Source organism: Variovorax sp. YR634 (genome assembly GCF_900106655.1).
Classification (GTDB): Bacteria; Pseudomonadota; Gammaproteobacteria; order Burkholderiales; family Burkholderiaceae_C; genus Variovorax.
The window spans coordinates 416,386-438,173 of sequence record NZ_FNOL01000004.1 but is presented as its reverse complement, the minus strand read 5'-3'; the positions used below and the strand labels follow the sequence as shown (position 1 = coordinate 438,173).

Genomic DNA, 21,788 nt, shown 5'->3' with positions numbered 1-21,788 from the left:
GGGCTTCCGCACACCGGCTCAAGTCCTCTTCGAGGACTGCTTCAACCAGAATGTCGACATTCAACCCATCGTTGCACTTGGGATTTGAAATCGCCCTTACTTTCTTTTGGCGAAGCAAAAGAAAGTAAGTCGCCCGCCGGGGCGAGACCCGGCCTCGGAAGACAAAACAAAGAGAGGCCTTCATCACCCCTCCTCCGCAAATCCAAAAAACAGGGCTTCAAACTGCTCATCCCGAGGCAACCCAGTACAGAGCATCCGAACCCCATGCTCAGCAGCAGGATCACTCAGCCAAAGCGACGCCCCCGCCAGCGGCAATTCCAGCGAATCGACACTACTCTCACGTCCGTCAGCAGAAGCGCCATCAACAAACAGCCGATGCAACACCGCATCAAACCGCAGCGCATCCAGATCCCCATCAAGCCCTTCCAACGCAGCCTGCGTAGCATGAGCCCACCACTGCAACGCCATAGCCAGCGCCTCCCCCTGCAGTTGCCCGGAAACGGACCGATCGAGCTCCATAGCCAGGGCAAACGGAAAGTACCGCCCCACCCCATCGACAGAAGGCATCAGCACCCCGATCCACGCCTGCTCCCCCGCCACCTGCCGCCCCAGCGCAAAGCACCAGATAGGCGCTTCGAGGTATCGCTCAGTCCAATCCGCATGCCGATCCCGCAGCCGGGCCATGCCCCGCTGCAGCCATTGATCCCACACGGCACGAAACGCCTCAGGCAGCCGCCGATGCGCAAAATCCCCCATGCCCGGCAGCTTGCCGAACCACCCCGGCAACGCGGTCGAGGCAAAGAGAGGCGAAGGTGAAGAAGCTGCCTCGTTCACAGCCCCTCCGGACAAGAAAACTCCCGCAGCTCACGCAACCGGATCGGATGCTGCACGCTGTTCGTCGTCACTTCGAAGCGCGTCTTCCGGGCTCCGATCTGGAAGGTGATGAAGAACTTCTCAGGCGCATCGCCGGCCTCGAGCTGCCCGTCGTCGAGCGCACGGAACAGCGCCCACGGCCCATCCACAGCGGCACCCGAGCTGCCAGTGGTCGAAGGCGGGCTGACCTGGATACGCACCTGGTTGCTGCCCTTCGGCCCCGGCCACTGCACGGCCATCGGCACCACAGGCCCGTGCGCGTACTTCACGAGCTGGCCGTCGACGTCGAGGATGAACTGGGTGATGCCCGCATCCATCTCCACCGGCTTGAAGTCCAGCCGCATCGACGGCCCACGGCCGCCGCCGCGGAAGAAGATGTCCTTGATGCGCGCGGCCCGCTCGAACTGCGCGAGCGCCTGCGTGGTGATGGCGCCGCGTTCGGCCACGGGCTTGTAGCGCCACGGCTTGGTGCTGGTGTCGACCAGCGCGGCCAGGCGCTTCTGGAAGAAGTCGTCCATCAGGCCACCGGGGCCGAACATCTGGCCGAAGTCTTCCGGCAGCACGTCGCGCTTGCTTGTGCTCACGAAGGGGTAGCGGCCCGCGATGGCGCGCGCGCAGAACTCGGCCACGGGGCGCAGGTCCTGGCTCAGGTTGCCGCGCTCCGCCGTCTGCGCCTGCGCGGCGCCCGACTGGCTGAGGTTCTCGACCATCGAGCGCACCGGCTCTGGCAGGCGGCCCGCATCTGACTTGAGCTTGCCGGCCACGTCGCCGGGCGGCGGCGAGGTGCGGCCCTTCACGGCCGTGTCGACGGCGTTGAGGTACACGTAGACCTCGTTGAAGAGCTTCAGCGCGTCGTCGATGGGCGCAGGCTGGTTGGGGCCGCCGGCGGTGACGAGGCGGCGCAGCGACTCGAAGCGGTCGTCGACGATGCTCTCGATGCGCTTGCCCGGGGCCACCTGCCGGCCGGGGTCGCTGCCGAACAGGTCTTCCAGGCCCTTGCGCGTGTTGCGCACCGTTTCGGTCGCCTTGCTGACGACGTCCTTGTTGGCGTCGGCCGCCGGGATCAGCGTGGTCTGCTTGACCACCGCGCGCAGGAAGTTCGCGAGCGGGGAATCGACGCCCGAAAGAATGCGCGCGGTCTCGATGTTCTTCTCCAGCCCGGTGGCGCGGATCAGTCGCACGTCGGCGAGCAGTGCTTCCCACTGCTTGACGTATTCCTCCAGATACAGGCGGCGCACGCGATCGGTCAGCGCGCCGAGCGCGGCCACGTCGCGCAGGCGGTCGGCTGCGTTGCGGTCTTGCCCCAGCACCCACGGGTCTTCGTTGGCGAGCAGGCCGGTGAGCACGGTCACTTCGTTCTGGAAGCGCTTGTGATAGCCGTCGTAGGTGAACATGCCCGGCACGCCATCGGTCAGCGGCTTGCCGCTGATGCGCTCGAACACCAGCGGGCCCGAGGGGCCGGTGGCGGTGGCCACGCTGAAGGCTGGAATGTCCTTGGTGGCGCGCTGGCGCTTCAAGCGGCTGAACACGCGCTGTTCCAGCGGGTAGCTCGCGAGCACGGCGCGCACGCTGCGCACCAGGTTCTCGTCCATCTTGAGCGGCGAGCGCGGCGGGCCTTGGGCGATGAGCACGTCGAGCTGGTCTTCGAGCGCCTTGCGCTGGTCTTCGGGAATGCCTCGGTCGAGGTTGCGGGCCCAGTCGAGCGTGATCCAGGCCTTGAGCGCCTCGGCATCGAAGTGCTCGGGCTGGTAGAGCATCAGGTAGCTCTTGAGCGCCTCGTACGTGTACTCGAGGTTGTCCTTCTGCGCGGTGCGCAGCTGGTCTTCGATGCGCTTGGCGATCTGCGGCAGGAAGGCGTCGTTGAGCGCGCGCTGGTGCGTGAGCATGGCGGCGGCGTCGAGCTTGTCGCCCTGGTAGAGGCCCAGCGTCATCGACAGCGGCTCGTCGCCCTGGTGGTTGTCGGGCGTCTTCCAGATGTCGCGCAGGCTCTGCAGCACGGGCGCGACCTCGACCAGGTTCTGCACGCGCGCGGGCAGCGCCGCGAGGTTCTGCCTGGCGGGCTCGACGCGGGCCTCGACCGACTTCAGGTAGTTCATGTTCTGCAGCGTGCTGTAGCCCCAGGCCGCGAGCAGGCCGACGGTGACCAGCGTCATCGCCGTCACGCCGATCACGCGCAGCGTGTGGCGGCGGCGCTCCAGCTTCACGTCGGCGCCGGCGAGGCGCTGCTCGGGGAACACCACTTCGCGCAGCAGCGAGGTGAGGAAGTAGCTGCGCCCGCTCGACTTCTGCGGCGCGAGCATGGCGCGCTCGATGCCGAAGCTGCGCGCAAGGCTGCCCATCACGCGGTCGATCGGGCTGCCTTCCTGCGTGCCGCTGGTGAAGTACACGCCGCGCACCCACGGCGGCTGCGCAAAGCGCGAGCCGGTGAACACTTGTTCGAGCAGGTCGGACAGCAGCGAGCCGATGGAGCCGAACTGCGCCGGAAAACCGAAGATGGCCGCGCGGCGCGTGCCGTCGGTCTCGCGCTGCATGCGCGCGATGAGGCCGTCGTTCACGCGGTTGTGCAGCAGCGCGAACTCGCGGTTGAAGGCCGTGGAAAGGCCCTTCTCTTCCAGCTGCACGTTCTCGTTGGCCGGCAGCGTGAAGCCGAAGACCTGCGCGCGCTGTTCCTTGCCGAGGTCGTCGAAGTAGTCGGTAAAGCCGTAGAGCAGGTCGCTCTTGGTGACGAGCACGTACACCGGCAGGCGCGTGGTGAGCTTGCCGTCGAGTTCGAGCAGGCGTGCGCGGATCGAGGCCGCAAGCTGGGTGCGCGCCTCGGGGCCCTGGCTCAGCAGGTCGGCCACGCTGACGGTGAGGAACACGCCGTTCAGCGGACGACGCGGGCGCGCCTTCTTCAGCAGGCCCAGGAAGCCTTCCCATGCGCTCTTGTCTTCCGACTGGTGGCTGTCCTGCGTGGTGTAGCGCCCGGCGGTGTCGATGAGCACGGCCTCGTCGGTGAACCACCAGTCGCAGTTGCGCGTGCCGCCCACGCCGCGAATGGCGCCGGGGCCGAACTTCTCGGCCAGCGGAAAGCTCAGGCCCGAGTTGACCAGCGCCGTGGTCTTGCCCGCGCCCGGCGCGCCGATGAAGACGTACCACGGCAGGTCGTACAGGTAGCTGCCGCCCGAGATCGACATCCAGTCGCGCAAGCCGGGCTTCTTGCCGGCGGCATGCAGGCGCATCTGCTTGAGCGTGGCAACGGCTTCGCTGAAGCGCGTGTCGAGGATCTTCTGCTCGCCGTTGACGGGTGCGTCGGTCTTCGCAGCCGGCGCCTTCATGAGGCCGTCTGTCAGGTGCCGGCTCGCACGGCGCGCGCGCCAGCGGCGGTACAGCGCACGCAGCACCACGATGAGCACGATGACGCCGATGACGATGGCGCGCGTCATTTCGCTTTCGAGCGGCGCGAGCGAGCCGATCTTCACCAGCGGGCCGATCCACCAGATCAGCAGCGCGACGACGATCAGCGCGAGCAGTGTCAGCAGCAGCGGGCTGAACAGGAAGCCGAAGATTTTCTTGATCATTTCGTCGCTCCTGGTGCGGGAGCAGCCGGTGTGGCAGCAGCGAGCCGGTCGGGTTCGGTCAGCAGCACGATGTCGACGCGGCGGTTCTTCGCTCGATTGGCAGGCGTGTCGTTGGCGGCCACGGGCTCGGCGTCTGCCTTGCCGTCGGAGCGCATGCGCGCCGGGTCGACCAGCGTCGTCAGCGCGCCCTTCACCGCATCGGCCCGCGCGGCCGAGAGGTGCCAGTTGGAGGGATAGCGCAGCGAGCGGATCGGCTGGTTGTCGGAGTGGCCGGTGATCAGCACCTCGCCCTTCACCTCGGCCAGCGCCTGGCCGATGCGGCGCAGCACGGGCAGTGACTGCGCCATCGGCTCGGCGCTGCCGGAGCCGAAGAAGGAATCGCCGCGCAGGCGCACCACGCTGCGGTCGGACTCGTCGGTCACCGTGACCAGGCCCTGCTTGATCTCGGGTTCGAGAAAGCGTGCGAGGCGCGGCGTCTTCGCCGGCAGGGCGGGCGGCGCGATCTGGATGTTGGGCGCGCGCAGGCTCGACACCGCGGCGTAGGTGGTGTCGGAGCGGTAGTTGAGCGTGAGCCGCAGGCCGAACCACGCCAGAGCCAGCAAAAGCGCAAAGCCGGCCGCGAACACCCACAGCGGCAGCGACTCGCGCAACCGCACCGTGCCCGCGCCCTGCCCGCGCCAGTGCGGCGAAAGCTCGGGCTCGACGGCCGGGCGGTCCTTCGCGATCAGGTCCGCGAGGCGCTGGCGCACCGAGTCGAGCTGCGCGCGGCCGTTGTCGACCACGCGGTAGCGACCTTCGAAGCCGAGCGCGAGCACGCTGTAGATCAGCTCCAGAAGCTGGCGGTGCGTGGGCACGTCCTGCGCGAGCTTGGCGAGCAGCTGGAAGACTTTTTCGCCGCCCCAGGTTTCGTTGTGGAACTGCACCAGCAGGCTCTGCTTGTTCCAGCCGGCCTGCACGCCCCACGGCGTGTTGGCCACGGCTTCGTCGAGCGCGGTGCACAGCACGTAGCGCGCGGCCAGCACCGATTCGTTGCTGACGCCGGCGCGGCGCGCATTGGCATCGAACTGGTTGACGGCGTCGGCGGTGGAGGCGCGCAGCGCCGGCACATTGGGCGGCTGCGCAAGGTTGCGCAGCTTGCCGATCAACACCAGCAGCTTGCCGGCGGCCGACACCAGCGGATTGAGCAGGCCGAGCTCGCCGACGTCGGCGGCCGGCGTGGGATCGGCACCGCCGAAGAAAGGCGCCGGTGCCGGCGCAGGCGGCGTGCCGCCGGGCGTGCGCGGCTTGGGCTTGATGACCGTGCGTTCCGACTCGAAGGCGGCGAAGGGGTCGGGAGGTGTGCTCATGATGGTGTTCCGTTTCCGTCAGCCCGATGTGGCTAGGAACGAATGGCCCAGAACGCGAGGTCGAGGCCCGGGAAGTCTCCGGCGATGTGCATCGCGATGCCGCCGGATTGCTCGAGCTGGCGCCACAGGTCGCTGTTGCGCGTTTCGAGTTCGAAGTAGTTGGCGCCGGTGTGGAAGGGAATCTGCCGCGGCGCGACCGGCATCGGCGTGAGCGTGACGCCCGGCAGCGCAAGGTTCACGAGATCGCGAATGCGCTCGACCGGGCCGACCTTCACTTGCGTGGGGAAGCGCGCGCGCAGCGCTTCGCTGGGCATGTTCGCATTCACCGCGAGCACGAAGGTCGCCTTGCGCTGCAGTTCCACGTCCGTCACCATCGCCACGCGCACGCCGTGCTTGCGGTCGTGCAGCTCGATGCGGATGGCCGATTGCTCGAACACCATCGAGAGGCTGCGGCGCAGGTCGTCCATCACCGGGCGGAAGCTCAGTGCAAGGTCGTCGTGGATGTAGGGGCCGAAGCGCGCGACGCGGCGCGAATCGCGAAAGCTCGAAAGGTCGCCGGCCAGCCCCAGCGCATGCTCGAAGAAATGCTGCGGGTGCAGCATCGCGCTCTTTGCCAGGTGCGCAAAGATGGCCTCGTTGCGGTTCACGGCCTGCAGCAGCATGAAGTCTGCGATCTCGGCCACGCCGCCGGTGCCGCCCTGGGTCATGCGGCCCGCCAGCGCTTCGCCGCGCTGGCGCAGCAGGCCCAGCAGTTCGTCGAGCCAGGCGCGGATGACGGCATGGCCGGCCACGTCCAGTAGCGGCGGCAGCATGGCGCGGTCCAGCTGCACCTGGTTGTCGACGCGGCGCTCGACCACACGGGCGACGCCGATGGTGGTCCAGGCGTCGGTGGCTTCGCCGGCGCGCATCAGGCGCGTGTGGAGCTGGCCCAGCTGCAGCATCGCCGTGCGCTCGCCGGCGGTGTTCGAATCGGGCACTTCGGATTCGAGCACGCGGTGGCGCACCAGCTCTTCATATTCCTCGGCGTCGGCCTCGCGCGCACCGGCGCGGCGCAGCGGCAGCGCGAGCACCACGGCTTCGTCGCGCATGGAAGCAGGAATGTCGATGGGCTCGGGCAGCGGGTCGACCGCCGGCATGTCGAAGACCGTGCCGTCGCCGAAGACGCCGACCGCCCGCACCAGCGCCAGCTTGCCCAGCGTGAGCGCGGCCGGGTCGATCTCCAGCTCGGCAAAGCCCCAGGCGTAGGGGGTGGTCGAACGCAGGAGCACATGCCTCGCATGATCGGCATGACGCTCGCTCTGCTGCAGGTGCTGAGGCTGCAACAGCATCCCCTCGCTCCAGACCACTTTTGTTCGCCAACTCATCCGCACTCCGTCAACGGCAAGGGTGCCTGAAAGAAACACGAAGTTTCCGGCGCGGGGGACGGGAGGCAAATCCGCCTTAAGGCCTAGCTAATGGCCTAGGCGGGGGGATTTGGAGCTACGGCGAAGGGACTAGGTTGAGAGTCGAAGCGGGCGTTCAGCGCGCCGGAGCCGCGCGCAGGATCTCGACCTGCTCCGCATATGTCTTCTCGATGCGCTGCAGCCGCTGTTCGCGCGCCGCGTCATTGACCCACGAGGCGGCCATGGCGCGCTGCTTGCCCAACTGGTGCTCCAGCCGCGCCTCCGGCAGCAGCGCGCTGTCGTCGGCCGCAACGTAGCCGTAGGCCGCGCGCAGGGTCTTGAGCACTTCGCGCTCGGCGTCCGCACGCGGGCCCTTGCCCTTGCCGTAGCCGGTCAGGAAGTTCTGCAGCCGCGCCTGGAACTCGGGCGGGAAGTCGCGCCGCACCACCATCGGCGCGCCGGGCGGCGGCTCCGATTGCCAGACCACCTGCAGCCGCTCGGCCTCCACCGGGAACTGCTGGCGAAAGCGCTCCAGGTCGGTGGTGTTGTTGGTTGCCACGTCGGCGTCGCCGTTGGCCACGGCCAGTGCGGTGGCCTGGTGAGTGCCGACGAATTCGCTGCGAAAGCGTGTCTCCATCTCGATGTTGTTCGGCAGGAAGAGCTGGCTCTGCGGCACGATGAAGCCGGTGACCGAACGGCTGTCGCCGCGCGCGAGCCGCCATTTCTCCGGCTGGGCCAGCACGGCTTCGAGGGTGTTGAGCGGCCCCGCCTTGCGCACCAGCAGCACGGCGCGGTGCTCGGGCACGCTGGGGTGCCGCGCGATCTGCGCCACCACCTTCATGCGCCGCTGCATCACGGCGTCGAGCGCCATCTTGGCCGAGAGGAAGGCCATGTCGATCTCGTCGCGGCCGATGGCGCGGTCGAGCTCTTCGTAGGTAGGCACCGAATAGGCGCTCACCGGAATGCCGAGGCTGCGGCTCATGTCGGCCATGAGCGGGGTCCACAGAGCGCGCGACTCGACGGTGCCGCCCAGCGGCAGCACGCCGAAGCGGATCATCCTGATCGGCACCGGCGCGGCCTTCTCTGCTGTCTTTTCGGATGATGCGGCGGCGCCCTGCGCCATGGCCGGCAGCGGCCCGGCCAGCATGGCGGCGAAGGCCAGCACCAGCACGGCAGCCACGCGCCAAGGCTTCATCACGGCGTCACGTCCTTGAGCACGCTGACCTGCTCAGCGTAGCCGCTCTCGATGCGCTGCAGGCGGGCTTCGCGCGCGGCGTCGTTCACCCATTGCGCGGTCATGGCGTTCTGTTTGGCGAGCTGGTAGGCCAGCTTGGCCGCGGGCTGCAGCGAGCTGTTGTCGGCGGCCACGAAGCCGGCCAGGTCGTGCAGCGACTTGAGCACCACGCGCTCGGCATCGCCGCGCGGCCCCTTGGCGCGGCCGTAGCCGGTCAGGAAGGCCTGCACGCGCTTGCGCAGTTCGGGCGTGTATTCGCGGCGCACCACGATCTGCGCGTGCGGGATCAGGTCCGACTCCCACAGCACCTGCAGCCGCTCGGTCTCGGCCGGAAAGCGCAGCTTGAAGCGCTCGAAGTCGGCCGTGTTGTTGGTGGCCACGTCGGCCTCGCTGTTGGCCACGGCCAGCGCGTTGGCCTGGTGGGTGCCCACGATCTCGCTGCGAAAGCGCGTCTCCATCGCGATGTGGTTCGGCAGGAAGAGCTGCAGCTGGGGCACGATGAAGCCCGACACCGACTGCTTCTCGCCGCGCGCCAGCCGCCAGCGCTCGGGCTGGTCGAGCATGTTCTTCAGCGAGTTGAAGGGCGGCGCCTTGCGCGACAGCAGCAGCGCGCGGTAGCCGGGCAGGCCGTCGTGCCGCACCACCTGCGCCACCACCTTCATGCGGCGCTGGGTCACGGCGTCGAGCGCCATCTTTCCGGACAGGAAGGCCATGTCGACCTCGTCGCGCTGGATAGCATGCTCCAGCGCCTCGTACGAATTGACCGACAGCACGCTCACCGGGCGGTTGATGGCGCGGCTCAGCTCGGCCAGCAGCGGGTCCCAGTCGCTGCGCGACTCGAAGGCGCCTCCGAGCGGCAGGATGCCGAAGCGGATCGGCGCGTCCGGCGCAGGGGCGGCCTGGGCCGCGGCCCACAGCGGAAAGCCCGTGAGCAAGGCCAGTGCCGCCGCTCGGAGGACACCGGAGAAATCGACGAATCGGCGCATGGAAGCCTGCATTTGTGGTCCTAAAGAGATAGGGCCGTTGCGCATCGGCGGGTCTAACATGGGCAGCGCGGACGCCATTAAATATCAATTGCAAGCAATTTTTGTGATGTTTTTCCTGTCTTCCCGGTTCCGGACCGGCCTCCTAAGCTCGGCGCCCATGCGTCCGATGCCCCCATGAACTGGAACTTCCGCGTCCTGCGCGGCCTGGCCCGCCTGACCTTTGCCCAGCAGCTGATCCTGCTGGCGCTGGTGCCGGCGGCGCTGGCCACGGTGGCGGCCATCACCGTGCTGACGCGGCAACACCTGGGCAACCTCACGGAGCTGATGCGCGCCAATGCGCAAACGGTGGCCCTGCAGGTGGCCACGGTGGCGCAGGCGCCATTGGCGCGCATGGACCGCCGCGCGCTGGCGCGCACCGCCCAGTCGGGCACCTACCAGCCCAACGTGCAGCAGGTGCAGATCTGGACGGAAGACGGCGAGATCGTCGCCAACTCCGAAACCGTCGACCGCGCCCGCGCCGACGGCCTGCAGGTGGTGGTGCCCATCGTGGGCGACGACGGCCGCCACAACGGCCAGGTGATGGTCGAGATGAGCCTGGCCGCGGTGGAAAGCGCGCGGCGCTCGGTCTGGTTCAACGTGGGGCTGGTGCTGGCGATCAGCCTCTTCGGCGTGAGCCTGGCAGGCTGGTGGGCGGCGCGGCGCATCAGCGAGCCGATCCGCGCGCTCGGCAAGGCGGTTGACCGGCTCGGCGCGGGCGAGGACGCAAGCGTGGCCATCGAGGGCACCTCCGAGGTGCGCCACCTGCAGCACGGCTTCAACCAGGCCGCACGCGCGCTCGCGGAAAGCCACCGGCTGCTGCAAAGCCGCATCAACGAGGCCACGGCCGAGCTGGCCCGCAAGAACCAGCAGCTCGAAGTGGCGAGCCAGGCCAAGACCCGCCTGCTGGCCGCCGCCAGCCACGACCTGCGCCAGCCGCTGCATGCGCTCACGCTTTTCTCCGACGGACTGGCCAACGGCGAGACCGACCCGGTGAAGCTGCAGCGCATCGGCCACATTCGCGAATGCGTCGATTCGCTCGACCGCCTGTTCTCGGAGCTGCTGAACCTGTCGCAGCTCGACGCGGGCGTGCTGCAGCCGCAGTGGATCGACTTTCCGCTCGACCGGCTGTTCGATGAAATCAGCCGCAACTTCCGCCCGGTGGCCGAGCAGCAGTGCCTGCGGCTGGTGGTGCGCAAGACCGACATGTGGGTGCGCTGCGACTACGTGATGCTGTCGCGCATCCTGAACAACCTGGTGTCGAACTCGCTGCGCCACACCATCGAGGGCGGCGTGCTGATCGGTGCGCGGCGGCGCGGCAGGGGCGTGCGCATCGACGTAGTCGACACCGGCGTGGGCATTGCCGCGCAGCACCAGGCGCGGGTGTTCGAGGAGTTCTACCAGGTGGAGCCCACCGGCCGCCAGGCGGCGCGCGGCGCGCGCGGCATGGGGCTGGGCCTGGCCACGGTGCAGCGCCTGGCCGAGCTGCTCAACACGCGCGTCGAGTTGAGCTCGAAGCTGCACAAGGGCACCTGCGTGCGGGTGCTGGTGCGCTCGGCCCCGGCCGCACTTCCGCCGGCGGCGGGGTCGCCGGCCGTTGCCGCCGTCGAGGAAGAAGAAAGCCTGGCCAACGTGCGCATCCTCGTGATCGACGACGAGCGCACCATCCTCGAAGGCCTGACGGTGGTGCTCTCCAACTGGGGCGCCGAGGTGCTGCCCGCGCAGACCCGCGCCGAGGCGCTGGCGCTGGCCGACACCTGGGAGCAGCCGCCCGACGTGGTCATCAGCGACCTGCTGCTGCAAGGCGGCGACAACGGGCTCGACGTGATCGCCGCGCTGGAGCGCCATCCGCGCGGCATCGGCGCCGGCACCGCGCGCCTGCTCGTCACCGGCGAGACCAAGCCCGACCGCCTGCGCGAAGTGGCGAGCGCGGGCATCACGGTGCTCTACAAGCCGGTGTCGCCGCGCGTGCTGCGCCAGGCCATCCAGACGCAAAGGGCCGTCGCAGCCCTCGCGGTAGGTGCGTAGGTAGTCCATCGGACATAGGCCGTGCGGCTGCCACCGCGTGACATCCGTCACACGAGCAGGCCCTCGCCGACACGGACATAAGCCCTCCGCCTTATCGCGCCAAGCCGGGTCCGTCCTTACATTGGACTATCGCCCCTCGCTGCGGAAGCAGTCCATGTTTGTTGCCGTGAATTCCTTTCTCTCGCCCTTCTGCGGAAGGTTGCGCCGCGCCGTGCTGGCCGTGGGCTTCGTGTGGGCCGGTGCTGCTGTCTCGTCTGTCTTGTTCGCTGCCCCGGCCTCGGCCGCCAGCCTCACGGTGCTGATGGGCGACGATGCCGCGGCGTCTTCCGAGTTCGTGCAGCAGCTGCGCGCGGACCAGGAACCCGGCGGCAAGTTCGAGCTGGTACGGCTCACTCCCGGCGGCGCCGATCCGCAACCGCCCGCGGAGGCAACGGACACCGAGCGCGCCGCGAACGCCGGCGTGCGCACGCGCAGCCTGCGCACCGCTTCCGACGCGCCGCTCACCATGGCCGTAGGCCCCGCCGCCGCGCGCGCCGCCGTCGAGCGGCCGGGCCAGGAGCCGCTGGTGCTGGCGATGCTGAGCCGGCTCGAATACGAAACCCTGAAGGCCAGCAGCCCCGCCCTGCGGCGCGGCGACCGGCGCGTGGGCGTGCTGCTGCGCGACCCGGCCATGGCCGACCAGCTCGCGCTGATCACCGCCGTGCTGCCGCAGAAGCACCGCATCGGCGTGGTCGCCACGCCCGAGTCGGAGCCGCTGGTGCGCGAACTGCAGCGCGCGGCGCAAGGCGCGAACCCGCCCTGGGACCTGCGCGTGGAATACGCGCCCGACGCCAAGTCGCTCGCCAACGCCCTGCGCCAGGTGGTGCCGCTGAGCGATGCGCTGATGGTGCTGCCCGACCTGATCGGCGACAGCCAGGCGGCCACGCTCTCGGTGCTGCGCGCCGGCGCGAGCGCGGGCCTGCCGGTGTTCGGCGCAAGCGAAGGGCTGGTGCGCTCGGGCGGCCTGGCCGCGGCGGTCTCGACGCCATCGCAACTCGCGCAGCAGGCCCGGCTGCTCGGCCAGAAAGTGGCGAGCGCGGGCACGGGCAGCAGCAACAGCAATGCGCCGCTGGTGGAAGCGGCAACGCCCGCCACCGTGCGCGTCAACGCCACCGTGGCACGCGGACTCGGCCTGCGCATGCCGGAAGAACGGGAACTGACCGACCGGCTCGCAGCCCCGCGATGAGCACCGCACCGCCCTCTCAAGGCCCGCCGGGAACAAACGGGGCCGGTGCGCCCGCGCCCATGCCCACGCCGCCGCCCCAGTCGCCCCACACGCTGGTCGTGCGCGGCAACCTGCAGCGCGATCTGTTCCGTCTTGGCGTGGTGCCGTGCGCGGCGGTGGCGCTGGCGCTCACCGGCTGGTTCACGCACAACCGGCTGCAGACCCTCGAAGCCGCCTTCGACGCCGAAGGCCAGGCCGTGGCACGGCAGGTGGCGGCCATGTCCGACCTGAGCCTCTACGCGGGCGACCTGCCGGCGCTGCAGAACGTGGCCAATGCCGCGCTGCGCGGCGGCCAGGTGACGCGCGTGGAGATCAGCAACAGCGCGGGCGTGTACGTCACGGCCGGGCCCAAGACACCGTCGCTGGCGCAGCTGCGCATGTTCACCTCGCCGGTCACGCTGCGCGAGGCCTCGCGCGCCAGCGCCTTCGCGCCCGCCGGCTCCACCGCTGCGGGCGACACGCCCATCGGTCTCGTGCAGACCTTCCGCGACACCACCGCCTACACGCGTGAGCGCAGCCGCTCGCTCTTCGCGGGCATCGGCATTGCGCTGGTGGCACTGGTGGCTGCATGGGCCTCGGTGCGCCACATGGCGCGCACGGTGGCGCGGCCGCTGCGGCGCGTGTCGCGCACGGTGGCGGCGCTGGAGTCGGGGCATTTCGAGGTGCGCTGCGACGTGGTCGAGGGCGGCACGCGCGGCACGCACGAACTCGCGGTGCTCGCGCACGACATCGACCGCCTCGCCGAGCGACTGCAGCGCAACCGACAGGTCAGCGAGGAGCGCGTGCGCGAGGCCACCGCCGTCGCTCTGCAGCGCATGGCCGAGGCCGAGCAGGCCGCGCTGTCGCGTGCGCGCTTCCTGGCGGCAGCGAGCCACGACCTGCGCCAGCCGCTGCATGCCATGGGCCTGTTCATCGACGGCCTGCTGCCCGGCGCCTCGCCCACGCAGCGCCCGGCCGTGCTGCGGCTGCAGGAGAGCACCGAGTTCATGGGCGTGCTGCTCGACGACCTGCTCGAGATCTCGCGGCTCGATGCGCAGGTGCTGACGCCTGCGATCGCCAAGGTACCGCTCGCCGCGCTGTTCGACCAGCTCGATGCGCAGCACGCCGCCACCGCCGTCGAGGCCCGCGTGCGGCTGCGCTGGAGCGACCGCGGCCTGGCCGTGCGCACCGACGCGGCAATGCTGCGGCGCATCGTCGGCAACCTCGTGACCAACGCGCTGCGCCATGCGCCCGAGGGCGGCACCGTGCTGGTGGCCGCACGGCGCAGCCCGGCCGGCGTGCGTATCGAGGTGCGCGACAACGGCGTGGGCATCGCGCCGATCCACCAGGGCCGCATCTTCGAAGAGTTCTACCAGGTGGCCAACACCGAGCGCGACCGGCGCCGCGGCTTCGGGCTGGGGCTGGCCATCTGCGCGCGCATCGCTGCGCTGCTGGGAACCCGCATCACCGTGCGATCGGCGCTACAGGCAGGCAGCACTTTCAGCTTCACGCTGCCCGAGGCGCGCCTGGCGGACATCACGCCACCCGAGCCGCCGCCGCTCGCCGTCGCGCCCTTGGCCGGCCTGCGCTGCCTGGTGGTGGACGACGACCCCGCCATCCTCGACGGCAGCCGCGCGCTGCTGGAGCAATGGGGCTGCCAGGTCGAATGCGTGACCAACGGCCCCGAGGCCATCGCGCGGCTGGGCACCGGCGACCTCCACTACGACGCCGTGCTGTGCGACCTGCAACTGGCGGGCGAAGGCGACGGCGTGGACGTGATTGACGCCGCCAAGCGCCTGCAGCCCGACGCGCTGGCGGTGCTGGTGTCGGGCGCCACCGGGCCCGAGGTGCTGCAACGGCTGCGACATGGCGGGGTGATGCTGCTGACGAAGCCGGTTGCGCCAGCGAAGCTGCGGGCGCTGCTGACCACGCGGCGGCACGTGCACATCGCCTGACCCCGGCGCTTTCTACGCCCGCGAGAACTGCCGGCGATACGCAGTGGGCGATACCTTGAACGCCGACATGAAATGCTTGCGCAGCGACACCGCCGAGCCGAAGCCGGCGCCGGTCGCTACGCGCTCGACCGGATGGTCGGTGGTCTCCAGCAGCCGCTGCGCCAGCGCAAGGCGCTGGTTCTGCACCCACTGGCCGACCGTGGTGCCGGTGGATTCGCGAAAGCGCCGCGTGAAGTTGCGCCGGCTCATGAGCGCGCGCCGCGCGAGGTCGTCGAGCTCGTGCGGCGTGTCGAGGTGGCCACCCAGCCACTCCAGCAGCGGCGCGAGGCGGTCGCGCTCGGCTGTTGCGGGCACGGGCTGCTCGATGTATTGCGCCTGCCCGCCCTGCCGGTGCGGCGCGACCACCATGCGCCGCGCGGCGCGGTTGGCCGTCTCGGCGCCGTAGCGCACGCGCAGCAGGTGCAGGCAGCAGTCGATGCCCGCGGCCGTGCCGGCGGAAGTGAGCACGCTGCCGTCGTCCACGTACAGCACCTCGGGCTGCAGCTGCACCTTCGGATATTGCTTGGCGAAGGCCGGCGCCAGCTTCCAGTGCGTGGTGGCGGGCCGGCCGTCGAGCAGCCCCGCCTCGGCCAGCACGAAGGCGCCCAGGCACAGGCCGACCACGGTGGCGCCGCGCCGGTGCGCGGCCTGCAGCGCGCGGATCAGCTCGGGCGGCGCCGCGCTGCCGTCGTCGCGCCATGAAGGCACCACCACGATCTGCGCCCGGCGGATAGCCTCGAGCCCGTGCGGCACCACGAGCGTGAAGCCCGCGTTGGTCTGCAGCGCTCCGGGCTCCGGCGCGCACACCCGCATGCGAAAGCGCGGCGCGCCGGTCTCCGTGCGGTCTTCGCCGAAGACCATGCAGGGCACGGACAGGTGGAAGGGGCTGATGCCGTCGAAGGCTACGACGGCGATGGTTTCGATGGCCGGATTGCGCATGGCCCGATCTTATCGATGAATGGCTTTCGGGCCACTGTCGCGAAACGGCGCAAAGGCGAAGAATCAGGCCATCCGAACAACCAGAGAGAAGGAGCCTTTCATGAGCAACAACACCGCCACAACCCCGCGCCGCGCCCTCGTCGTGATCGACGTGCAGAACGAATACTTCGAGGGCGGCGGCCTGCCGATCGAGTTTCCGCCCATCGAAGACACGCTGCCCAACGTGACGAAGGCCATGGATGCGGCACGCGCCGCCGGCACGCCGGTGATCGTGGTGCGCCACCATGCGCCCAAGGGCGCACCGGTGTTCCAAGCCGACACGCACAACGGCCAGCTGCACCCCGAGATCGCGAAGCGGCCGCACGACCACCTCATCACCAAGAGCTTTCCGAGCGTGTTCACCGGCACCGACTTCGCCGACTGGCTCGCGCGCCATGAGATCGACACGCTGAGCGTGGCCGGCTACATGACGCAGAACTGCGACGCCTCCACCGTGTTCGAGGCCATGCACCGCGGCCTGAACGTGGAATTCCTGGCCGACGCCAGCGGCGCTCTGCCGTACGAGAACGCGGCGGGCAAGGTCACGGCGGAAGAAATCCATCGCGTGTTCAGCGTTGTCTTCCACAGCAACTTCGCTGCGGTGACTTCGACCGAAGCGTGGATCTCCGCGATGCGCGAAGGCCAGGACATCCCGAAGGACAACGTCGTGATGTCCAACCGCCGCGCACGCGGCGTCGCCTGAACCGGGCGCGGATCAGAAGTCCGCGCAGCCGTTGCGTTTCTCGGTGTCCACGCAACTCGACAGGTTGGGCCGCGAGCGCACGCGCGACCATTCGCGCGCCAGCACGTCGCTGCCCTGCGTGGCGCGGTCGCCTTCCAGCGGCCCGGTGGCAAAGCAGATCGGCGGCGGGCCGATGTTGCGGTCGTACACCCAGGTGGCGGGCAGGTCGCGCAGCACGTCGGGGCGCGGCAGGTTGGGCAGCCCGCCGACGAACAGGGTGCCCGGCACCACGTTGACCGCATAGCCCTCGGCCGAGGTGAAGGTGCCATTGATCGGGTACGCGCCCTGCGGGCTGGCCTGCAGCGCCGGCGAGAACAGGAAGCCGGCGAAGCCCGCGCCCGTGTCGCCCAGAATGAGCCCGCCGATGCCGTAGCTGAACAGCGGGTTCGGATAGCCGAAGGGCCGGCTCGCGTTGGCGACGATCACCGTCGCCACCGGCTGCTGCGCGTAGATGAAGTGGTTGGCGCCCGCGGGAATGCTCACCGCGCACAGGCCCGAATACGCGCAGTGGTACAGGTTGGGGTACAGCCCCGAACCCGCCAGGCCGCCGCGCGTCTCGCCCACCCAGGTGTCGGCCCACACGCGCCACGGCGCGCCGCCGATCGTGTAGCCGCCGGTGTTCTGGAAGCGCGAGGCCGCCACGAGATCGGTGCCGCTCGTGCTGCTCACGTTGGCGCCCAGCAGCAGGTCGCCGCTCAGCGTGCGCACGAACACGGTGTCGGCCGCCATCGAGGTGGCCGACACGACCTGCGGCGCATTGCCAGCGGCGTCGTAGCCGGTCACGCTTACCGAGCCCAGCTTCACGGTGTCGACATCGACATAGCGGAAGGCCCCGGCCGCGCCGCCGCCCACGGTGTCTGCACTGACGTTGTTCGCCGCCTGGTCGAGCAGCACGCTGCCGCCGGTGGAGCGCGCCAGCAGCGTGCCGGCAGTGATTGGCGCAGCGGCTGTCTGCGTGATGTTGCCGCCCGAGATCAGCCCGACCTTCGACGCCGTGAGTGCGCCGCCAAGCTGGATGTTGCCGCCACCGCCGTTCTGCAGCGTGAGCGCGTTGGGCACGCTGAGCGGCCCGACGACGTTGATGTCTGCCGCATGGGCATTGCTGCCGGCGACGATGGTGGGCGCGTCGAGCCGCGTGAACTCGTCGGCCGAGACCGCGAAGCCCGTGGCCGCCGTGCCGCCCAGCGTGATCGGGTTGGCCGTGAGGTCGACCGCGTTGCCGGCAGCGTCCACGCCGCCGGGGCGAAGGTTGAGCACGTTGCCCGCGCGCACCGTGCCGGTCAGCACGAGCGCGTCGGTCGAACCGTCGTTGCTTGCGCGCAGCACCACATTGTTGTTGCCGTCGATGCGCCCGCCGGTGCCAAGGGTGATGCCCGTGCCGTTGGCCTGCGACTCGCCCGCGACGTCGATGTTGCCCGCGCCGAGCGTGGTGACCAGCGCGTTGTTGGCGATCAGCACGCCGCCCGACGTGCCGCTCTGGGCACCTGGCGTCACGAGGCCGCGGATGCCGATATTGCCGTCGATGCTGCGCACCGTGACGTTGCTGAGATCGACGGCCTGCACGGCAAGCGGCCCTGTGCTGGGGTCCGTCACGCCGCTGCCGGTGCCGTAGATCGAGATGTCGCCGCTGGTGGTGAGGATCTGGCTGGGCCCGGTGCCCGCGCCGACGCGCACGCCGGTGCCGCCCGGAGCGGTGCCCGAGATCGACACGTCGCCGGTGCTGCTCTGGATGCCGACGCCGCTGAGCTGCACCGTCGCGGTGAAGCCCGAGAAGGTGGGCGTGCCGCGCTGGCCTGTGATCTGCACCGAGCCGCCGGGACCCGCATCGCCCAGCGCCGTGGTGCGCGTGTCGATCGTCGTGTTGGTCATCTGGATGGCCGTATTGCCCGTCGGGCGGGTGTCGGCCGTCATCGTGACGTTGCCGCCGTTGGTGGCGATCGTCATGCCGCTCAGGAAGATCGATCCGTTCTGGCCACCCACGCCCGCGTTGAACACCACGTTGAGCGCACCGGAGTTGGACTGGATCGAGTTGTTGTTGAAGGCGTTGATGTTGTGCGCCGCGTCGAGCTCGAAGGTCAGCGGCGCGGCGCCCTTGCTGCGCACGATGGCGGCATCGGCCGCGAAAGTGATGTTGCCGTCGAAGGCATTGCCGCCCGTGCCGGTGGTGATCGTCACGCTGGTGCCGCCGTCGAGCGCGTTGTTGATGTCGCCGTCCTGGATGGTCGAGTTGGCCAGCGGGTCGAAGGGGTTGCCCGTGAGGCTGCCCGAGGCGGTGCCGTGCGCGATGTTGACGTTGAACGGATCGATCACCCAGGAGCCCGCGCTGCCCACGGGCGCCGAGGCGTCCACGCGCAGGCCAGTCAGGTCGAAGTGCTGCGCCGAGGTCTCGATGTTGCCGCCGTTGCCGCCAGCACTGCCGCCGCGCGCCGACAGACTGCCGTAGCCGCGCAGCGTGTCGCCCGCGATCACGTTCACCGTGCCGCCGTTGCCCGTGGCCGACTTCGCGTCGGCGCGCAGGCTGGCCTGATCGCTGATGGCGATGGTGCCGGTGGCGCGCACGTCGATGGTGCCGGACTGGCCCGCGCCGCCCGCGTCGATGGTGGTCACGTTGTCGAACGCGTCGGTCACCAGCACGTTGCGCCCGTTGAGGCTGACGGTGCCGCCCGCGCCGGTGCTGCTCGAGACGTCGAGCACCGGCAGAATGGTGGTGCCCGACTCCAGGTCGCGCAGGTTCACGCGCCCCACGCGCACGTCGCCGCCGCGGCCGTCGATGGCAATGCGCCCGCCCTCGGCGCGCACGGTGCCGCCGGCTTCCATTCCGAGCACCACCGCCGATGCGTCGTTGCCGACAGTCGCGGCGCCGCTCGCCACGTCGAAGCCCTTGCCGCCCGCCGTGCCCGAGATCGACACGTCGCGCCCCTTGCCGGCCGTGATGCTGCCCCCGAGGATGGAAACGCCGTTGCCCGCGCCGTAGCTCACGCCGGCGCCGCCGTTGGCGGCCGATGCCGAGGTCAGGAAGGCGCTGTTCGCCGTCAGGCCCTGCATGTCGCTGCCGGTGCCGTCGATGGCCACGCGCCCGCCGGCATCGATGATCGCGCCGCGCATCGAGATGCCGCCGATGTTGCCCGTGGTCACGTCGGGGAAGGAACTGTCGACGAAGTCCACAGTGCTGCCGTACACAGCAACGGGGTCCGTGGCCGTCCAGCTGCGCGAGCTGCCGGTGATGTTCACATCGCCGGTGCCGGTGCGCAGCACCGTGTCGTTGCTCTCGGTGCCGTCCAGCAGCACGCCGCCCGCGCCGATGCCACCTGCGCCGGTGATCGCGATGTTGCCCGCGCCGGTGGCCAGGCTGCTGCCCGAGACTTGCACGCCGTCAGCGCTCACGTAGTAGTTCGGGTCGCCGGCCGAGCTGCTGGAGCCTTGCCCGCGCAGCACGATCGAGCCGCTGCCGCCGCAGGCGCCCGAAGCCATCGCGCAGGTGTTCAGCGTGCTGTCGAAGAGCGAGATGCCCGCGCGGCCGATATTCGGCCCGCCATCGGTGGGCGCGATGCCGCCGACCGCATAGCCGTTGGCCGCGTCGCTCTGCCCGTAGAAGCGGATGTTGCCGCCGTTGGTGGCGATGCTCGCGTTGTTGAGTTCGATCACGCCGCCGTCGGTGCCGCCGGCCGAGTTGGCGTTGAAGTCCACGTGCAGCGCGCCGCTTTCCGAGCGGATCGACGAGCCGCTGGACATCTGGATGTCGCGCAGCGAATCGACCGTGAGCCGCGCGTCGCGCCCCTGCGACTTGACGATGCTCGCGTTGTCCTGGAATCGCACGTCGTGCGACTCGCCATCGTTGGAGCCGGTGCGCAGCGTCACGTCGGTCGAGCGGCCCAGCGTGTTGCCGATGGCTGTCGTGCTGATGCGCGTGTCGGCCGTGTTCTGCGCGTAGTCCGACGGGTCGTAGGGCGGCACAGTGTTGTCCACATTGAGCGTGCCCTTCGACTCGACCACCCAGGTCCCGTTGGCACCGCTCGCACCGCCCGCCGCATCGATCTGCGCCAGTTCGGTCACCTCGACCTGCCGCGCCGTGGTGGTGATGGTGCCGCCCGCGCCGCTGCCCGCACCGCGCGCCTGGATCTGGCCGGAGACGTGCGTGTAGTCGGCGCTCAGGTCCACTGTGCCGCCTTGTCCGTTGGCACCGGTTGCGTTCGCGCGCAGCACCGAATCGGGCGACATGCTCACTGCGCTGTTGCCCGTTATCTGGATCTGCCCGCCCTTGCTGCCGCTTGCATCGGCGGTCAGGCCGGACATGCGCACGTAGTCCGCGCTCGCAGTGATCGAGCCGCCGGCCACGCCCGCCTCGGTGCCTGTCACGTCGAGGGTGCCGCCGAGCAGCATCTCGTTCGAGCGCGCCGGCGACTGGCCGCCGTCGAGCACGATCTCGCCGTTGCGCGTGGACAGCGAGAGAGCCCGGATCACGCCGGTCTGGCTCACCACGAGCTGGCGTGCATCGACATCCGCCGCGGCCGCCATCAGCACCACGCGACCGCCATTGGCCGTGATGTTGCTGGTGTTCATGAGCTGCGCGGTCGTCGACTTGCTCTCGTCAGCGGCCTGCAGGTCCGCGAGCTTGAAGGTGGTCTGCCCGTCCAGCGGCACCTTGAAGGTCGTGAGCCCGTCGCCGTCGAAGTCCAGGTTCATCGTGAGCTTGCTGGCCGACACCAGGCCCACCGAGCCGCGCGCGACGTTGATCTCGCCGTCGTTGCGCACCGAGCCGCCGACCAGCGCCACGGTGCCGCCCTGCGATGCGGTGATCGACGCGCCACCCTCCACCCTCACCTGCGCAATGCTGCCCGAGGGGCCGACGAAGACAAGCTGCTCGCTCTTGTCGAAGGCCTTGTTCTCCGAGCCCGCGGGCATGAAGTTGTTGTTGGCGATGTCCAGCGTGGATGCAACCAGCCCGCCCACGTTGACCGACGAGCCCTTGCCGAACACGATGCCGCTCGGGTTGATGAGGAAGACGCTGCCGCCCGGCAGGTTCGGACTTCCGATCAGCGAGGTCTTGAGCGTGCCGTCGATGCGCGATGCCTGGATGGTGCCGCCGTCACCCACCACGCGATTGAGCAGCACCGCACGCGTGCTGGGTTGTGCGATGTCGACCGTGTTGGCCGCACCGATGGAGAAGGTCTGCCAGTTGACGATGCCGCGCTGGAACGGCTGATTGATGTTCAGCACGTTGCCGTTCCGCGTCATCGTGACGTTGCCGACGATGGCGCCAGGGAGCGTCGAAACGGCGGGCAGTACCTGCGCCATCGCCGGCGCGAGGCCTGCGCACAGGAGCGACAGCGCAACGGGCCGCAGTTGAAGCCGCCGCTGTTGTGAAATTCGATTGCGTTGCTTCATG

General features: G+C 69.6%; 12 protein-coding genes and 1 pseudogene. 4 read left to right on the top strand and 9 right to left on the bottom strand.

All coding sequences use genetic code 11. The annotated features are described in order from the left end of the window. The 7 genes and pseudogenes from BLV60_RS34545 to phnD (BLV60_RS10910) form a co-directional block, all read right to left on the bottom strand. Positions 1 to 184 (bottom strand): annotated as a pseudogene (locus tag BLV60_RS34545) (hypothetical protein); the annotation flags it as partial. Beyond that, on the bottom strand, positions 184 to 834 hold the full coding sequence (tagF, locus tag BLV60_RS10935; protein WP_093054223.1) for a type VI secretion system-associated protein TagF: 651 nt from the start codon (positions 832 to 834) through the stop codon (positions 184 to 186). The pseudogene BLV60_RS34545 and the gene tagF, both read right to left, overlap by 1 nt. Further along, positions 831 to 4,433 carry a type VI secretion system membrane subunit TssM gene (gene tssM, locus BLV60_RS10930; RefSeq protein WP_093054221.1) on the bottom strand — a complete coding sequence of 1,201 codons (3,603 nt, stop codon included), beginning with the start codon at positions 4,431 to 4,433 and terminating at the stop codon, positions 831 to 833. Before tssM ends, tagF begins: the two co-directional genes overlap by 4 nt. Next, positions 4,430 to 5,779 carry a DotU family type VI secretion system protein gene (locus tag BLV60_RS10925; RefSeq protein ID WP_093054219.1) on the bottom strand — a complete coding sequence of 450 codons (1,350 nt, stop codon included), beginning with the start codon at positions 5,777 to 5,779 and terminating at the stop codon, positions 4,430 to 4,432. The genes tssM and BLV60_RS10925 overlap by 4 nt, the downstream gene beginning before the upstream one ends. 32 nt (positions 5,780 to 5,811) lie before the next feature. Then, positions 5,812 to 7,143 carry a type VI secretion system baseplate subunit TssK gene (gene tssK, locus BLV60_RS10920; protein ID WP_093054217.1) on the bottom strand — a complete coding sequence of 444 codons (1,332 nt, stop codon included), beginning with the start codon at positions 7,141 to 7,143 and terminating at the stop codon, positions 5,812 to 5,814. Positions 7,144 to 7,297: 154 nt separating this feature from the next. After that, a complete protein-coding gene (gene phnD, locus BLV60_RS10915) occupies positions 7,298 to 8,356 on the bottom strand; it encodes a phosphate/phosphite/phosphonate ABC transporter substrate-binding protein (protein ID WP_093054215.1) in 1,059 nt (352 codons plus the stop codon). Then, entirely contained in the window at positions 8,356 to 9,393 is a 1,038-nt protein-coding gene (gene phnD / locus BLV60_RS10910; RefSeq protein WP_093054213.1) for a phosphate/phosphite/phosphonate ABC transporter substrate-binding protein, read from the bottom strand. The genes phnD (BLV60_RS10915) and phnD (BLV60_RS10910) overlap by 1 nt, the downstream gene beginning before the upstream one ends. 162 nt (positions 9,394 to 9,555) lie before the next feature. Here phnD (BLV60_RS10910) and BLV60_RS10905 point away from each other — a divergent pair, with 162 nt between their 5' ends. The 3 genes from BLV60_RS10905 to BLV60_RS10895 all read left to right on the top strand — a co-directional run bounded on the left by BLV60_RS10905 (position 9,556) and on the right by BLV60_RS10895 (position 14,643). Continuing rightward, a complete protein-coding gene (locus tag BLV60_RS10905; protein WP_093054211.1) occupies positions 9,556 to 11,445 on the top strand; it encodes an ATP-binding response regulator in 1,890 nt (629 codons plus the stop codon). Positions 11,446 to 11,599: 154 nt separating this feature from the next. Beyond that, positions 11,600 to 12,670, top strand: a complete 1,071-nt coding sequence (locus tag BLV60_RS10900; RefSeq protein WP_093054209.1) for an ABC transporter substrate binding protein — start codon at positions 11,600 to 11,602, stop codon at positions 12,668 to 12,670. After that, positions 12,667 to 14,643 (top strand): hybrid sensor histidine kinase/response regulator, encoded by a 1,977-nt coding sequence (locus tag BLV60_RS10895; protein ID WP_093054207.1) that lies wholly within the window; start codon positions 12,667 to 12,669, stop codon positions 14,641 to 14,643. The genes BLV60_RS10900 and BLV60_RS10895 overlap by 4 nt, the downstream gene beginning before the upstream one ends. 12 nt (positions 14,644 to 14,655) lie before the next feature. On the opposite strand, the gene BLV60_RS10890 is transcribed toward BLV60_RS10895, so the two are convergent. After that, positions 14,656 to 15,621: a GlxA family transcriptional regulator gene (locus BLV60_RS10890; RefSeq protein WP_093054205.1), complete on the bottom strand. Its 966-nt coding sequence runs from the start codon at positions 15,619 to 15,621 to the stop codon at positions 14,656 to 14,658. Positions 15,622 to 15,721: 100 nt separating this feature from the next. On the opposite strand from BLV60_RS10890, the gene BLV60_RS10885 reads away from it, so the two are divergent. Next, positions 15,722 to 16,363, top strand: coding sequence for a cysteine hydrolase family protein (locus BLV60_RS10885; RefSeq protein WP_093054203.1), 642 nt, complete (start codon positions 15,722 to 15,724; stop codon positions 16,361 to 16,363). A 12-nt stretch (positions 16,364 to 16,375) separates the two neighbouring features. Here the strand turns inward: BLV60_RS10885 and BLV60_RS10880 are convergent, their stop codons facing one another. Further along, on the bottom strand, positions 16,376 to 21,787 hold the full coding sequence (locus BLV60_RS10880) for a two-partner secretion domain-containing protein (protein WP_093054201.1): 5,412 nt from the start codon (positions 21,785 to 21,787) through the stop codon (positions 16,376 to 16,378). Position 21,788: the final 1 nt, after the last annotated feature.

Excerpts from the sequence above, each read along its gene's own strand:
- tssM (WP_093054221.1), bottom strand. The coding sequence starts at position 4,433 with ATGATCAAGAAAATCTTCGGCTTCCTGTTCAGCCCGCTGCTGCTGACA.
- BLV60_RS10925 (WP_093054219.1), bottom strand. The coding sequence starts at position 5,779 with ATGAGCACACCTCCCGACCCCTTCGCCGCCTTCGAGTCGGAACGCACG.
- tssK (WP_093054217.1), bottom strand. The coding sequence starts at position 7,143 with ATGAGTTGGCGAACAAAAGTGGTCTGGAGCGAGGGGATGCTGTTGCAG.
- phnD (WP_093054215.1), bottom strand. The coding sequence starts at position 8,356 with ATGAAGCCTTGGCGCGTGGCTGCCGTGCTGGTGCTGGCCTTCGCCGCC.
- phnD (WP_093054213.1), bottom strand. The coding sequence starts at position 9,393 with ATGCAGGCTTCCATGCGCCGATTCGTCGATTTCTCCGGTGTCCTCCGA.
- BLV60_RS10905 (WP_093054211.1), top strand. The coding sequence starts at position 9,556 with ATGAACTGGAACTTCCGCGTCCTGCGCGGCCTGGCCCGCCTGACCTTT.
- BLV60_RS10900 (WP_093054209.1), top strand. The coding sequence starts at position 11,600 with ATGTTTGTTGCCGTGAATTCCTTTCTCTCGCCCTTCTGCGGAAGGTTG.
- BLV60_RS10895 (WP_093054207.1), top strand. The coding sequence starts at position 12,667 with ATGAGCACCGCACCGCCCTCTCAAGGCCCGCCGGGAACAAACGGGGCC.
- BLV60_RS10890 (WP_093054205.1), bottom strand. The coding sequence starts at position 15,621 with ATGCGCAATCCGGCCATCGAAACCATCGCCGTCGTAGCCTTCGACGGC.
- BLV60_RS10885 (WP_093054203.1), top strand. The coding sequence starts at position 15,722 with ATGAGCAACAACACCGCCACAACCCCGCGCCGCGCCCTCGTCGTGATC.
- BLV60_RS10880 (WP_093054201.1), bottom strand. The coding sequence starts at position 21,787 with ATGAAGCAACGCAATCGAATTTCACAACAGCGGCGGCTTCAACTGCGG.